This window comes from Proteus appendicitidis, assembly GCF_030271835.1.
Classification (GTDB): Bacteria; Pseudomonadota; Gammaproteobacteria; order Enterobacterales; family Enterobacteriaceae; genus Proteus; species Proteus appendicitidis.
In genome coordinates this window covers 719,899-734,934 of sequence record NZ_CP127389.1, presented here as the reverse complement: position 1 = coordinate 734,934, position 15,036 = coordinate 719,899, and the positions used below count along the sequence as shown (strand labels likewise).

Here is a 15,036-nt window from a genome sequence, read left to right as displayed (position 1 = left end):
TCGCTCTCCTTTGGTTACTTCTATCAAACGGTAATGCTTTTGTCAGGACTAGAAGTACAGACGCATACCAGTTTCGAAGATATATTGTTTTTTATCTTCATATTTCGGGTTTTCGCTACGTGCATCATCATATGCAACTTCAGCGAATAAACGTAAGTTGTTGTATTTAGATACAGCAAAACGTTTATCTACACCCATAGTATAGGTTTCTTTTTTGTAGTTGAATGTATTGGCATCGCCATCACGCAGGTAGTAACCCGCATACATACCACTTTCGATACGATCCCAGTGCCATTTCACACCAACACCATATAAATCTGCTTTCCAGTCGCCTTTAACAGAGTTCCAGCCACGAGGAGCTTGGTCTGAATACAGTGCTAAACCTGGGTTTTTACCACGAGATTGACCATAGTCTAAACCGATAGAGAATTCACGACCTGGGAAGAAGTATTCAGCACCAAAAGCTAAAATACTGTTTTCAGGTGTTTTATCTTTATTTGGTCCAGTATTGTTTGCTTCACCTTTAGCTGCTGAATAACCCGCATCAAACTCTAAGCCGAAAGTTGATTTATAGAAACCAACTAATGAGTAAGCACGAGTGATATCACCTGCAACACGACGACCATCATCACCTGTTTTACCAGTTACAGTACCAGCTAATTTAAAGCCTTCGTAACGGTTAGTTTCTAAGAAAATAGTTTGTGGTAAACGGGTCATAAAGTTATTTTTACCGACACCGTTGGTATTTACATATTTACCATTAACACTAGTTTCACCACCAGAATAACCTACTGAGCGACCTAATACATCGCTAAAGTAGAACACACCAGTGTTACCATAGCCGTAGCTTGATTTTTTCACCCAGTCGATTGGAATATAAGTACGACCAAACTGGATTTGACCATAATCACGGTGAGAGAAACCGACATAACCCACACGGTTGTACATTTCAAAGTTTGATTTAGGGTTGTCACTGTTTGTTTTTTGAGTGTCTGAACCCCACTCTAATTTACCAAATACTTTGATATCGTTAGTCAGTTCATGCGAGCCAAAGAAACCGATACGGCTACCATCATCCGTCATTTTCATTTCGTGATTTTGGCTAGTCACTTGTGTTTTTAAACGGAACTGACCATTTACATCAAAACGTGTACCTTTATCGTTATACACGTTTACCGCGTTTGCCGATCCAGAAAGAACCAACAAACCAACCAGTGCTGCTAGAGGCTTCAAGCTTTTCATGATTAAAATACCCATCTATTTTCTATAGTTTTATGACTTTCTTTAAGGTCAAAAATAATACCGCCGTATATAGTTGACCTGAGATTCAGACAAAAGATCTCTGCCACGAATTTCGAAAAAGAAAATCGCTCTCACAATTGATAATTTTTATAGCTACTAATTATGACTCTACAAAATCTTCTTAAAGGTTTTAATTTCCTTGACACAGACGTAATCACCAATAAGACACAAAAATAATATCCTCATTATATTTAAATAAGGGCATTGCTTTTATTTCTGTTAGGAAAAGAAATAGGTTGTTGAGTTTTCGAAGGCATGTTACTCAAAAAAAAGCCCTGCTTTCGTGATGTAGCCCACAATTACACCAATGTGCATTTTCATGGTTACATGCCCAAGTGATAGGTATCACAATTAAAGGTAAAGATACGTGTTTTTTGAACTTAATCAACTTTTAAAAAATAGCATTTTTAGATTTTTCTTTTATATTTCATTTCTTTATAAGACTCTTTTTTTTGCTAATAAAAAATTTATCCCCCTATTTAATATATTTAAAAGGAAGTATTAATTTTAACCACTAAATAAATAACACTAAAGATTTAAATATTGTTATTCCTAATTAATAATTTTTTATCTTTATATTTATTTCTTATTTAAATAAAGGCAAAGTCGAATTTAAATACAATTTAACTAGTGGTAACGAGTAACACGCCATCATAAAAAGAATAATTATCTGTAAATATTAAAAAGAGGAGCACAAGAATGCTATTCAATCACAATATCTAATCAATACGTACAAGTAACAACAAAACCTAATGAAACATTATAAAATCTAAACTATTACAATGGTTAATATAAAAAGCCCAATTGTGCTCTTTTAACAATATTTGAAAAAAAAAGATCAATATTTGTGATCTTAATCACTTCGTTCAGTGTGAAAAACTCACCCCTATATTTTCCTTATTTTGTGATAATAATCACAATAGAGCGTCAAGAATATTTTTGTTTTGTAAATTAATGCAGGGATAAATCTGAAAGTGATTTCAGTTTGTAAACAAAAAACAGTGTGGAAATAAAATCTTGTGATTATTGTCACATAATGACTTGTGCTAAAAATCATGTTATTTCATTATCAATATTCTTAATCAATTTAATTTAAATAAGAATAATACGCATTATCATAGAGTAGATTTACTAATTATTCGTTTCAGCTTTTTTTATCTTTTTATTCAATAACACCATATAGATTTTCTTTTAAGGGATATTACCTTTTAGATACCCTAAACATTCAGTATCATATTGCGGTAAATAATGATTAAGGGGAATGTCAGATGCTGTGGTTTAAAAATATTTTGGTCTATCGCTTAAATAAAGAGATAGCGCTGTCAATGGATGAGTTAGAACAACAGCTTGCTTCATTGGCATTCACACCTTGTAGCAGCCAAGATATGACCAAAACAGGTTGGGTTTCGCCAATGGGTGATCGCGGTGAAGCGCTTATCCATGTTGCTGGCAAGCAAGTGATGATCTGCGCCCGAAAAGAAGACAAAATCCTACCTGCCACTGTAATTAAAAATGCCTTACAAGATAAAGTTGAAAAGCTTGAAGGTGAACAAGGGCGCAAACTGAAAAAAACAGAGAAAGCGACTCTAAAAGATGAAGTTGTGCATACTTTGCTTCCTCGGGCTTTTAGTAAATTTTCACAAACGTTTATTTGGCTCGATTTAGAAAAACAACTCGTTATTGTTGATTCAGGCAGCGCAAAACGTGCCGAAGACAATCTAGCATTATTACGTAAAACCTTAGGTTCGTTACCGGTTGTTCCTTTGAACTTTAATGAATCCGTTGAATTAAAAATGACGGAGTGGGTACGCTCTGGAGAACTCCCTGCTGGTTTTACCTTGATGGATGAAGCAGAACTAAAAGCGGTACTAGATGAAGGTGGCGTGATTCGTTGTAAGAAACAAGAATTAGTTTCTGATGAAATTGCGACACATATAGAAGCGGGTAAATTTGTTACCAAACTCTCTGTAGATTGGGAAGATCGCCTGCAATTTATGCTTTGTGATGACGGTTCTATCAAACGCATTAAATTTAGTGAAACTTTGCGTGAGCAAAATGATGATATCGATAAAGCCGATTTTGCCCAACGTTTTGATGCCGACTTTATTTTAATGACCGGTGAACTCAGCGCTTTAATTGAACGCGTCACCGAAGTCTTAGGTGGCGAAGCAGAGTAATAATGTTATTCAAGAAAACAGCCTATCATTCTCATGTATAGGCTGTTTTTTATTTAATGAAAAATAAAGATTATTTTTGAATTAAATAACGAATAGTCGGACCATCTTGTTGAATATCTAACACGGTATAACCGTAGTTTTTAGCATCAAGTGGAATATTGTTGATTGATTGAGGGCAATCACTGACCACTTCTAAAATCTCGCCTTTTTTCAGTGATGGCATAGCTTCAAGCGTTGCCACCGCAGGGTAAGGACAAGGTTCACCGACCATATCTAGACGATAATCAGGAATAATGGTGTCTTTCTGGCTCATGCGATTTCCTTATTAATCTGGGTTGAAATAGAGTGTGCTTGTTGTGCTTTTTTACGGAAGAAATGTTTCTCCCACCAAAGCAGCAACACAAATGACAGACCCAACATCAGATATGTCACACCTAATCCACCTACTGGTCCAAAAGTATCAAGTAAATTAATTTTGTCATAATCGGTCGCTAAGATGGCTGAAAAATCATCCCAGTAATAAGCGAGTAACGTCGAACCAATGACATTACCTAATCCTACCCACCAAAAATGAATTTGCCCTTCAACAGCGCGATACATCCAGCCGGTTTCACAACCGCCCGCAAGCACAATACCAAAACCAAACAATAAACCACCCACAACCGCATTAGGTCCCGCCCACATAATTTTAGGTGATGCACCTAATTGGACATAGCTAAAGATCCCAATGGCACTCACCGCCATACCGATGATAATCGCTTTTGCCATATGGGTTCTGCCTGTTATCCATAAGTCACGGAAAGCAGAAGTAAAACAGATTTGCGCACGTTCAATTAAAATACCAAAACCAATACCGCCTAGCATGGCGAAGCCCAGTTTTGGTGAATCAAACAGAATAATTAAAGACCACGCAATCATGGCAAAAAAGATAACCATTCCCAATCTAAAGCGACGTTTCGCACGTTGTTTATCTTGAGTAATAGGTGAAGCTTGGCTGACTTTTTGCAGTTTTACTGGAATACGGAACAGAGGCATCAATGATAACTTGGCACCAAAGTAAGAACCGATTGCCGTTGCAACGGCAAAGAACCATGCATGTAAAGAGAACTGAGGAATACCCGTAAAGAAGGCAGCAAGGTTACAACCCATTGCTAGACGAGCACCAAAACCTGCGATGATCCCACCTAGAACAGCTTGAAGAATACGAATTTTATGTTGAGGATGACGAAGTTTGACGTTGTTGGCCCAAAGAGCTGCCATAATACAACCGCCAAACATCCCGATAATCATCACACCATCAATACGCGTTAATGGCGTACCTTCAAGACCGATAATTTTAAAGTAACCCCATTCTTCAGGGTGAGCGCCAAACCATTGCATAACGTGACCACCCCAGCGAGTAAACTCACCAGTGACAGCCCAAAAAGTACCCGTTAAACCAAAATAGTAAGTTGATAAAATACCTGCCGCAATGACTGCTGGAAGAGGCTTCCAAAAACGGATCAGGTATTGAGATTTAAATTCTGACCAAGACATGTTTTTTCCTAGAGCTTACCTCTACGAGAGACACTCTCCACGCAGTAGGATGAGGCGAACATGTTACTCCGATAATTTTTTTATCAAAGAGTCAGTATTCAGATAAATGAGAGAAATTTGCGTTATAACAATTTTTTTGTAACAACTGGGTAACGTCTTCCACTTATCAATCGCTTTATTTTTTGATTAGTAAGTGGAAGATAAAAACTTAGCAGATACGAGGTAATGGCTCGTTATAAGGTAGGTCAAGAATACGGCTAGTTCCAAAAATACCCGTTAAACGAATATAGTTATCGGTTGTAACTTCACCAATCGTACAAGCGTCTTTCCCTAAATCATGTTGATGTAGAGTTTCAAGCACTTGGGCTTCTGCTTCTGGTGATACCACTAAAACAATTTTTCCTTCGTTAGCGAAATTCAGCGCTTCAAGCCCTAATAATTCACAAACGCCACGAACAGATTGTTTCATAGGTAATTTACTTTCATGCACATTCATACCGCAACCACTGGCTTGAGCAAATTCATGTAAAATTGCTGTCACTCCGCCTCGTGTTGCATCACGTAATGCACGAATGCCTTTAAGTTGACGTAAAGGCGCAATCATTGGCTCCAGAACAGCACAATCACTTTGCAGATCGGCTTCTAATCCTAAATTTTCACGCAGATTCAGGATTGTTGCACCGTGATCGCCAATCGTGCCGCTCACTAAGATCTTATCGCCAGCTTTGATATTACTTGCCGCCCAATTAATTGTCGTTGGAATAACCCCAATACCCGCAGTATTGATAAAGATCTTATCCGCAGCACCACGAGGAACCACTTTTGTATCCCCCGTAACAATTTGTATTCCTGCTTGTGCTGCTGCTTTCGCCATCGCCATAACAAGGGTTTCGAGGGTTTCAAAGGGAAGCCCTTCTTCAAGAATAAAACCACATGAAAGATAACGAGGAACCGCACCACCAACAGAAAGATCGTTAGCCGTACCGCAGACCGATAATTTACCAATATTTCCACCAGGAAAGATTATCGGATCGATAACATAGCTATCTGTACTAAATGCAAGACGATCACCAAGCGTGGTTAATTCATTTAACGCGATCCGCGCTTGGTCTTCTTTTTCATTTAATAATGGATTATCGAACGCTTTTAAAAACAGTCCTTCGATAAGTTGTTGCATACCTTGCCCACCATTTCCTTGGGCTAAGGTGATTTCATCAGGTTGTTTCATATATTACCTTCACGGCGATACTGATAATAAGCCGCACATGCACCTTCAGATGATACCATCAAGGCACCCAATGCCGTTTCTGGTGTACAACTTTTACCAAAGAGTGGGCAATCGGAAGGTTTGCATCGTCCTGTTAATACATCGCCACAGCGAGATTGCGGATTATCTGCCACTTTCTGCGGTGCGGGAGTAAAACGTCGTTCAGCATCAAACTCAGAATAAGCAGGTGTTAATTGAATACCTGACATTGGGATTTCACCCAATCCACGCCATTCGCTGGTTTCTTTTAACATAAACACTTCGCTAAGTGCTTTTTGAGCCAACTTATTACCTTCATTCGGTACAATGCGACTATATTGATTTTCAATACTTAAAACATAATCTGCATTTTCTGCTTTTGCTTTAAGTTGTTTAATGACCATCAGTATAGCTTGCAATAAGTCTAATGGTTCAAATCCTGTCACCACAAAAGGCTTTTCAAATTCGTCACATAGCGGTTGATATGGCGTACAGCCAATCACCATACTCACATGCCCCGGAGCAATAAAGCCGTCAATGCGAACATCCTCTTGTTCTAGTAAACAACGCAACGTCGGCACGATAGTAATATGCTGACAAAACAGAGAGAAGTTTTTAAGCCCGCGCAATTTCGCTTGTTGTAGCGTCATTGCCGTACTTGGCATCGTTGTTTCAAAACCTAAACCAAAGAAGACAACTTGTTTATCTGGGTTATCTTGGGCAATTTTGAGTGAGTCGAGCGGGGAATAGACAATACGAATATCACTGCCACGACGACGCGCATCAAGCATGGAGCCATTACGACCCGGTACTCGCATTGCATCACCAAAAGTACAGAAAATCACATCTGGACGGGCTGCGATTTCTAAACATGCATCAATTCGCCCCATCGGCAATACACAAACAGGACAACCGGGTCCATGAACAAATTCAATTTCTTCTGGTAGTAAGCGGTCTAGACCAAATTTAAAAATGGCATGTGTATGCCCACCACACACTTCCATAATTTGTAATGGACGTTTAATTGGATGAGGCCATTGTGAAATTGTTTCACGGATTTGAACTAGTAAGGCTTTCGCAAGTTCGGGATCACGAAATTCATCAACGTACTGCATCATCAGCCTCTTCGAGGGTTACACCATACACATGCTGTAATGCATCAAGGGTATCTTGTGCTTCTTGCTCATCAAGAATACTCATGGCAAATCCCACATGAATAAGTACCCATTTGCCTAATAATTCACTAGGTTCGCCTTCACATACCATCGAAATATTAACAGCACGTTTGACGCCACTGACTTCGGCATAAGCGAGTTGGTGGACGTCTTCGCCCACCTCAACAATCTTAGCTGGCACACCTAAGCACATAAACGGCTCTCCAACCAAGCTAACCACTCTTCCATGCCTTCACCCGTTGTTGCTGATAACGCAATGATTTCGATATTTGGGTTAACACGGCGAGCCGATTCAATACAGGCTTGAACGTCAATATTCAGATGTGGCACTAAATCAATTTTGTTGATAATCATTAAATCAGCCGCAGCAAACATATGCGGATATTTCAGCGGTTTATCTTCACCTTCAGTGACAGAAAGAATAGCAACTTTATGTTTCTCACCCAGATCAAAACTGGCAGGGCAAACTAAGTTACCCACGTTTTCAATAAAGAGAATGCTGTTATCTTGTAAGCCTAATTGATGTGTCGCATCATGCACCATTTGTGCATCAAGGTGACAACCTTTACCTGTATTCACTTGGATAGCTGGCACGCCTGTTTCACGGATACGATCCGCGTCATTAGTGGTTTGCTGATCGCCTTCGATCACAGCGCAAGACACACGTTGTGCTAACTGTTTTAATGTTTGAGTTAATAGTGTCGTTTTACCAGAGCCGGGGCTTGAAACTAAATTCAATGCCAACACATTTTGTTGTTCAAAATGTTCACGGTTATGAACAGCAATACGGTTATTTTTATCCAACACATCCATTTCAATTTTCAGCATACGCTTTTGGCTAATACCGGGAGCATGTGTACCTGCTTCACCTTGACCATAATGCATATTCTGATTTTCAATTACAGGGCTAAATTGCTCTTCGTGATCATGTTCATGATCATGATCATGATCGTGGCTGTGAGAATGATGATGTGAATGTTCATGGCTATGATCATCAGCATGATCGTGACTGTGAGCATGGTCATGATTGTGTGAATGTTCATGCTCATGATGATCGTCATGCCCATGATGGTGTTCATGGAAAACAGGCGTTTCGTTTAGCTGAGCATCGTTATAAAAATGGAGATGAACATCGCCACTGTTATGGTAATAGTGGTGATGAACGATGATAGGCTGACCATGTGTTTCGTAGTTATGCTTATGCTTTTGCTCAGACTTATCAATATATTTATGAACAGTATTCGCTGGAGTAGCATTGTGTTCATGATGGTGATCATGCCCATGATGGCCGTGATCATGATGATGACCGTGGTCGTGATGATCATGGTCATGAGAGTGATGATGGTGGTGATCATGTGAATGAGGCTCTACGCCTTCAATTCTGACATTGCCTTCGCCACAACCGCAAGTGCTACACATATTCTGACTCCTGTACTATTCAATAAGAAGAATGTGACTCTGTGTCGCGTAAAATTTCTACACTATGATCTTAACTGACCACGGAAGAGAGAACGACGACTTAAATCAACTTCTGCTACGGATTGTGTCTGAACAGGAAGAGAAAGTGCCATTTTTACACTATTTTCCACCAACTCAACAGCATGTTCCCCTGAAAGGTGTCTATCAAGTGGCGACATTAATGAACACGCGAGATATTGCATATCACCAGCAAGCTCCCCCACAACGAATTTAATCTGACCACAAGGTAATTCTAATCCAATGCGCTCACCGACTTTTCGATGTGGCCATTCTTGTGAAGGTCCCGGAAAAACGACTAGCTCTAGCATCCACGGAGTAAGAACAGCGCCAATCCACTGATTTTCAAATAAGGTAAAGCCCCCTGCTTTTACAGGAATACCTTCTCGATAAAAAGGAAGCCCTTTCATCTCTTTTTCAGCAATTTCACTAAAACGCGCTTCAAGTTGCTCAACAGGCGGTTCATCGTATCCTTCGATATCCCAGCTTATTTCACTCATGCTGTTACCTCTTTGGGTGTGACAGGAATACCATATTCACGCAAAATATTGACGACATGTTCTAACGCAATTTCCATTGATTTTTGACCAATGTCAGACAGTGACATGCTTGGCTCTAATGAAGCAGGTTCAATACCCACTAAAATAAGCTTACGTGGAAATTCATCTGTCATACGCAATGCCATAAGCACATCAGATAAGCCTAATTGATGAGGTGAGATTTTCTGTGTAAAAAGCGCGGGAACATCATCATCATGTAAGACAAAAATACTGCCCGGTTCATGATTACTTCTTACTGCATCAGCAACAATCAGGAGATCTCTGGCGGCGATATCTTGCAAAATTTCCATGCCAGATGTGCCACCATCAATAACATCGACGTTCTCTGGTAAAGAGAAGCGCTCTTCGAGCGCTTCTACTATACGAACACCAATGCCTTCATCGCTTAGTAATAAATTACCAATACCTAAGACGAGAGTTCGCATTATAATACCTTCACCTTACTTAGTTCTTTACCTGTTAAATCAACCATATGCACAGCACACGCCATACATGGGTCAAAGGAGTGGATTGTTCTTACCACTTCTAATGGTTTTTTCGGATCAGCAACAGGTGTACCAACAAGTGATAACTCATAAGGACCCGGTTCATCATTAAAGTTACGAGGACCCGCATTCCATGTTGATGGAACAACCGCCTGATAGTTAGTGATTTTACCGTCTTTAAATACGATCCAGTGAGATAACATACCGCGAGAGGCTTCTTCAAAACCTACACCACGATACTCTTTACCGGGTTCAAACTCTGGTTTAATAAAGGCAGCAGTATCGCCACGACCAATATTATCAACCAGTGATTGCCACAAGAAGTTTAGAGAATCTTGTAACACGCACGCATGAACAGTACGTCCAATAATACGTCCCCAAGTTGACTCTAACTGCTCATTAACCAGTGTTTCACCTGTTAATTTAGTATAGATACCATTGATTTCGTTGTAATGTTTAACAGTCCCTTCATGCTTACCTGCTAAACCACATACTAACCATGCTAATGTACCCACTTCGACAGGTTTGCCATAGAATGTCGGTGATTTAACCCATGAGTATTTTTCGTTCTCATCCCAACCTGTATATTTAGGACGAGTCAAACCTTCCCACGGTTTTAATGGTTCATCATCTTCATACCAAGCATGCTTACCACTTTCTTCGATACCGTCCTTCAGGTTTTCATCTTTCCAGTCTTTAATTGGACGATACGTTGAGAAATCAACGCCTTCCATATAACCACCAGATAATAAAAACTCAGTGTTATTACCGTTAATAGGTAATTCAGGTACAGATAAATAGTAGTTCGCACCTTTACCAATTTTTAGCCACTCTGGGTAATAAGCAGCAAAAATCGCAGTATCGACTTTATAAACTTGTTCAATAAAATCGCCAAGATTATCGATAAAGTGCTTAACATACATTAGACGTTCTAAGTTAAGAACACTTGGTGCATCAAGGTTAATTGGGTTAGCAACCCCACCCACTGCCAAGTTTTGAATGTGTGGAGTTTTACCACCCAGAACCGCTACGATACGGTTTGCATCACGCTGACATTCAAGTGCTTGCAGATAGTGAGCAACCGCAATCAGGTTAACTTCTGGCGGTAATTTCATTGCTGAGTGACCCCAGTAGCCGTTAGCGAAAATACCTAACTGACCGCTGTCCACTAGACCTTGAATTTTCTTCTGAACTTTTCTGAACTCTTCAGCAGAGTTTAATTGCCACTGAGAAACACCTTTCAGCATTGCTGACGCTTTTTCAGGATCAGCTTGTAATGCTGAAGTAATATCAACCCAGTCCATCGCAGAAAGCTGATAGAAGTGAACGATATGGTCATGAAGAATGTGAGAAGCCAGAATAATGTTACGGATATACTGCGCATTGACAGGAATATCCATCCCTAAGGCATCTTCAACTGCACGTACTGAGGCAATGGCGTGAACTGTCGTACAAACACCACAAATACGTTGTACGATAATCCATGCATCACGAGGATCGCTTCCTTTTAGGATCTCCTCCATTCCGCGCCACATGGTACCGGAAGACCAAGCCTTAACAACTTTTCCGTTATCAATTTCACAATCGACGCGTAAATGCCCTTCAATACGGGTAATAGGATCAATAGTAATGCGTTGGCTCATGATTTAACCTCAGCCTTTTTTAATTGTATATTTGAGTCTGTTTGTGCTGGTAAAACCGGCAGTAAACGGATAATAAGAATGTAAGCTGTTACTTCAAATGCAACGAAACCAACAGAAATCAGCAATTCACTTGCTGTTGGGAAATAGTGGTAACCATTGCCTGGATTGTAAGCAACTAAAGAGTAGTTCATACGCCACATTGCTGCGCCAATTAGGATAAATACAGCACAGACAAACAACATTTTTGGACTACGGCGGTTATTATTTAAATGCATCAAAATAAGAGGAAGTAACAATAATGCACTTTCAGCAATGAATAACCACGAGAACATATCCCCATTTCCGATATAACTCAGTTTACCGTTCCAAATAACTTCGCCCCAGCGACATACCAAGAAAGCAATCAGTAACACTTCAATCACTTTGGTTAATTTGGTAAATAGCGGTGTTTCATCATCGTTCATGGTGCGGCTTGCCTTTAACAGCGAACCTTCAAAAATAACGATAGTGAAACCAAGGAGAAAGGCCGTTAACAGAGAAAACAGCGGTAACATCTCATAAGATTGCCACAGTGGGTGTACTTTCCAACCTGCTGAAATCATTAACGATCCCATTGAAGATTGGTGCATGGTTGGCAGTAAAGCCCCAAGACCAATAATAAAGAACATCGCTTTATTAAGACGCTTCAACGACACTTTCCAACCTAAACGTTCTAATAACGCCGGTAAGAATTCTAATGCCATCACCATAATATAGATGGTCATACAGGTCGCTGTTTCAAACAACACTGAGTTAACGTTAAAGTATTGCGGCATAAAGAAGTGAGGCATGTTCCAATAACGACCGATATCAATGGCGATAGATAAACCACCTAATGAATAGCCGAACAAGCTCGCTAACAATGCAGGGCGTACTAACGGGTGAAACTCCCCTTTATTAAAGACATAAACAGCCCATGCAAGCGCCCAACCGCCACATGCAAAGCCTGTTCCTATCAATAAGTCAAAGGCAATCCAAATCCCCCAAGGATATCCCCCATTCAAATCAGAGACATCGCCCAGACCCAATACCAAACGCTTACCAATAAGAATAAAACCGAGCACAGCAAGCGGTAAAAATACTCTTACTGCGAGAGTAAATAACTTACCGCCAAGTGGACGAGGATCATGACTCGACATCGTTATCCTCCTTGTGGTGTTCCTGCTCTTGTTTTTTACTATTACGGTTAACCAAATAGGTGATCCCTGCAAGGGCTGCTATTGGTAATACCATGCCTTTGTACAGCGTATGTTGAATATGTTCAGAACGTGCGCCCGTTGATAATGGTGCCACTTCTGGCATACCTAAATTGCTGAAAGGAACAGCAGAAAGTACCATGACTTGCGTACCGCCACCTTCAAACTCACCATAGATATGATCTTGATATTCAGGAATTTTATGCAGATAAGTGTCGCCACCACTAATGGTTTGACGTGGGTAATGATATTCTTCACCCGCTTTTTTCGCTAAACGACGTTTTGCTTCTTCCAGCAACTCTTCGCGTGTCCCGAAAATAACCGCACCAGTAGGACAAACTTCAACACAGCCTGGTAATAAGCCTTTATCTAAACGCTCAACCCCTTTTTGGTTACAAAGCTCGCATTTATAGAGCTTACCAAATGGATCATCATAATCGTATTTTGGAATGTTATAAGGGCATCCCACCATACAGTAACGACAACCTGTACAGATATCCGCGTGATAATGGACAATACCGGTTTTTGGATCTTTGGTTAACGCAGAAACAGGACAAACAGAAACGCAGTTTGCATCAACACAATGCATACATTGTTTCTTAATAAAGGCGTAACCGTTTTCCAGTTGGTCTTTATTTTCACCAGTACCATCACGCCAAATTTGAATAATGTTATTTGTGTAAGGACTTAATTTGTCATTGTTTGACCAAGTCGGATCACCATTAGCGTAAGTATCACCACGCTCCATTGGCTCCGGGTGATTAATTTCCTGACATTTTGTGACACATGCTTGACAGCCTACACACAGTGTAGAGTCGTAGAGCATACCGAGAGACCCAGGAATTGGGGGACGGTTCTGCGCCGCAGCATGACTCGCAGTGGGTGCCATTCCCGCAAGGAGAACCCCACCTGATGCCAGCTTAAAGAAATGACGCCTATTCACCGTTTATCCTCCTGTGAGGCTCCTGTGGCATTCTTGTCACGGCCTAATTGACGCACAGCCATCACACTGACACCCGCAACTGCACCCACGACAGCACCCAGTAAGCCAGCAGCACCATAAGAGACACCACCACCTTCTTTTGCATTAACATCAGGCACTTGTGCTTTTGGTGTTGGCTGATAAACGTTCGCTAATTGGAAAATACCTTTAGTAAAGCCGATACCTTCTTCGTTACAACCATAGCAAGGGTGACCGATACCGACAGGCCAGATCCCACCACCGACATCACAGAATTCTAATGTAGGGCAGTTACCATAAGTTTCAGGGCCTTTACAGCCTAAATGGTATAAACACCAGCCTTGACGATGACCTTCATCACCAAATTCTTTAGCAAAACGACCCGCATCAAAATGAGGGCGACGTTCACAGTTTTCGTGAATTAAACGCTCATAAGCAAAAAGCGGTCTGTTTTTGCTATCTAACTTAGGCAATTTATTGAAAGTAATAATATGTGCAACAGTAGCTAAAAAGTTATGTGGGTTTGGTGGACATCCTGGAATATTGATAACGGTTTTACCCGGTAAAATAGCTTCCAGTGATTTAGCGCCTGTTGGGTTGCCCCCAGTAGCAGGTACACCACCCCATGCAGAACATGAACCAATAGCAATAATCGCAGCAGCCCCTTCAGCAGCTTCTTTGATATGCTCAAGAATTGGTTTTCCTGCAACCATACAGTAAACACCACCGTCTTTGTCTGGGATTGAACCGTCAACAACGAGGACGTACTTACCTTTGTATTTCTCCATCGCATTGTGTTTATTTTCTTCAGCTTGATCACCAAAAGCTGCAGAAAGCACTTCGTGATATTCGAGTGCGATAACATCAAGAACGAGGTTTTCTAGAGTAGGGTGAGTTGCTCGTAATAAAGACTCCGTACACCCAGTACATTCCTGAGCGCCAATCCAGATAACAGGTGGGCGTTCAGGTGATGCCATTGCTTCTGACATTTCCGCGGCAGCTTTGCCGCTTAATCCCATGGTAGCTGACAACGCAGCACACAATTTCATAAAATCGCGTCGGTTAATACCATGATGGGAAAAAACATTATTCCCCAAGGCCATATATCTCTCCTGATATGATGATTTTTAATTGGAATAATTTTAAAACACCGCCTTTTTAACACTCCGACACAATAATGACTTGATCATTATCAAGCGATAATTCATTAAAAAATAAATTACTCTTTTATGTGAGTAAA

14 protein-coding genes are annotated in these 15,036 nt (G+C 40.5%); 1 reads left to right on the top strand and 13 read right to left on the bottom strand.

Going from position 1 to position 15,036, the window contains the following annotated elements:
• Positions 1–48 precede the first annotated feature (48 nt).
• Positions 49–1,242 (bottom strand): porin, encoded by a 1,194-nt coding sequence (locus QQS39_RS03420; protein WP_265576151.1) that lies wholly within the window; start codon positions 1,240–1,242, stop codon positions 49–51.
• Positions 1,243–2,570: 1,328 nt separating this feature from the next.
• On the opposite strand from QQS39_RS03420, the gene rdgC reads away from it, so the two are divergent.
• Complete coding sequence (gene rdgC / locus QQS39_RS03415) at positions 2,571–3,479, top strand: recombination-associated protein RdgC (protein WP_151434280.1); 909 nt, start codon at positions 2,571–2,573, stop codon at positions 3,477–3,479.
• Positions 3,480–3,549: 70 nt separating this feature from the next.
• On the opposite strand, the gene yedF is transcribed toward rdgC, so the two are convergent.
• The 12 genes from yedF to hybO all read right to left on the bottom strand — a co-directional run bounded on the left by yedF (position 3,550) and on the right by hybO (position 14,899).
• Positions 3,550–3,792, bottom strand: a complete 243-nt coding sequence (yedF, locus tag QQS39_RS03410; RefSeq protein WP_006535172.1) for a sulfurtransferase-like selenium metabolism protein YedF — start codon at positions 3,790–3,792, stop codon at positions 3,550–3,552.
• Positions 3,789–5,015 (bottom strand): selenium metabolism membrane protein YedE/FdhT, encoded by a 1,227-nt coding sequence (gene yedE, locus QQS39_RS03405; RefSeq protein ID WP_151434279.1) that lies wholly within the window; start codon positions 5,013–5,015, stop codon positions 3,789–3,791. Before yedE ends, yedF begins: the two co-directional genes overlap by 4 nt.
• Positions 5,016–5,223: 208 nt before the next feature.
• Positions 5,224–6,243 (bottom strand): hydrogenase expression/formation protein HypE, encoded by a 1,020-nt coding sequence (gene hypE, locus QQS39_RS03400; protein WP_285805386.1) that lies wholly within the window; start codon positions 6,241–6,243, stop codon positions 5,224–5,226.
• Complete coding sequence (hypD, locus tag QQS39_RS03395; RefSeq protein ID WP_151436717.1) at positions 6,240–7,376, bottom strand: hydrogenase formation protein HypD; 1,137 nt, start codon at positions 7,374–7,376, stop codon at positions 6,240–6,242. Before hypD ends, hypE begins: the two co-directional genes overlap by 4 nt.
• Complete coding sequence (gene hybG, locus QQS39_RS03390; RefSeq protein ID WP_006535180.1) at positions 7,363–7,629, bottom strand: hydrogenase maturation factor HybG; 267 nt, start codon at positions 7,627–7,629, stop codon at positions 7,363–7,365. The genes hypD and hybG overlap by 14 nt, the downstream gene beginning before the upstream one ends.
• Positions 7,620–8,855, bottom strand: a complete 1,236-nt coding sequence (gene hypB / locus QQS39_RS03385; protein ID WP_285805385.1) for a hydrogenase nickel incorporation protein HypB — start codon at positions 8,853–8,855, stop codon at positions 7,620–7,622. Before hypB ends, hybG begins: the two co-directional genes overlap by 10 nt.
• 62 nt (positions 8,856–8,917) lie before the next feature.
• Positions 8,918–9,412: a hydrogenase-2 assembly chaperone gene (hybE, locus tag QQS39_RS03380; RefSeq protein ID WP_151434276.1), complete on the bottom strand. Its 495-nt coding sequence runs from the start codon at positions 9,410–9,412 to the stop codon at positions 8,918–8,920.
• On the bottom strand, positions 9,409–9,897 hold the full coding sequence (locus QQS39_RS03375; RefSeq protein ID WP_023580916.1) for a HyaD/HybD family hydrogenase maturation endopeptidase: 489 nt from the start codon (positions 9,895–9,897) through the stop codon (positions 9,409–9,411). The genes hybE and QQS39_RS03375 overlap by 4 nt, the downstream gene beginning before the upstream one ends.
• Positions 9,897–11,600: a hydrogenase 2 large subunit gene (gene hybC / locus QQS39_RS03370; RefSeq protein ID WP_064718974.1), complete on the bottom strand. Its 1,704-nt coding sequence runs from the start codon at positions 11,598–11,600 to the stop codon at positions 9,897–9,899. The genes QQS39_RS03375 and hybC overlap by 1 nt, the downstream gene beginning before the upstream one ends.
• Complete coding sequence (gene hybB / locus QQS39_RS03365; RefSeq protein WP_151434275.1) at positions 11,597–12,778, bottom strand: Ni/Fe-hydrogenase cytochrome b subunit; 1,182 nt, start codon at positions 12,776–12,778, stop codon at positions 11,597–11,599. The genes hybC and hybB overlap by 4 nt, the downstream gene beginning before the upstream one ends.
• Positions 12,765–13,778 (bottom strand): hydrogenase 2 operon protein HybA, encoded by a 1,014-nt coding sequence (gene hybA, locus QQS39_RS03360; RefSeq protein ID WP_285805384.1) that lies wholly within the window; start codon positions 13,776–13,778, stop codon positions 12,765–12,767. Before hybA ends, hybB begins: the two co-directional genes overlap by 14 nt.
• On the bottom strand, positions 13,775–14,899 hold the full coding sequence (hybO, locus tag QQS39_RS03355) for a hydrogenase 2 small subunit (protein ID WP_075674248.1): 1,125 nt from the start codon (positions 14,897–14,899) through the stop codon (positions 13,775–13,777). The genes hybA and hybO overlap by 4 nt, the downstream gene beginning before the upstream one ends.
• Positions 14,900–15,036: the final 137 nt, after the last annotated feature.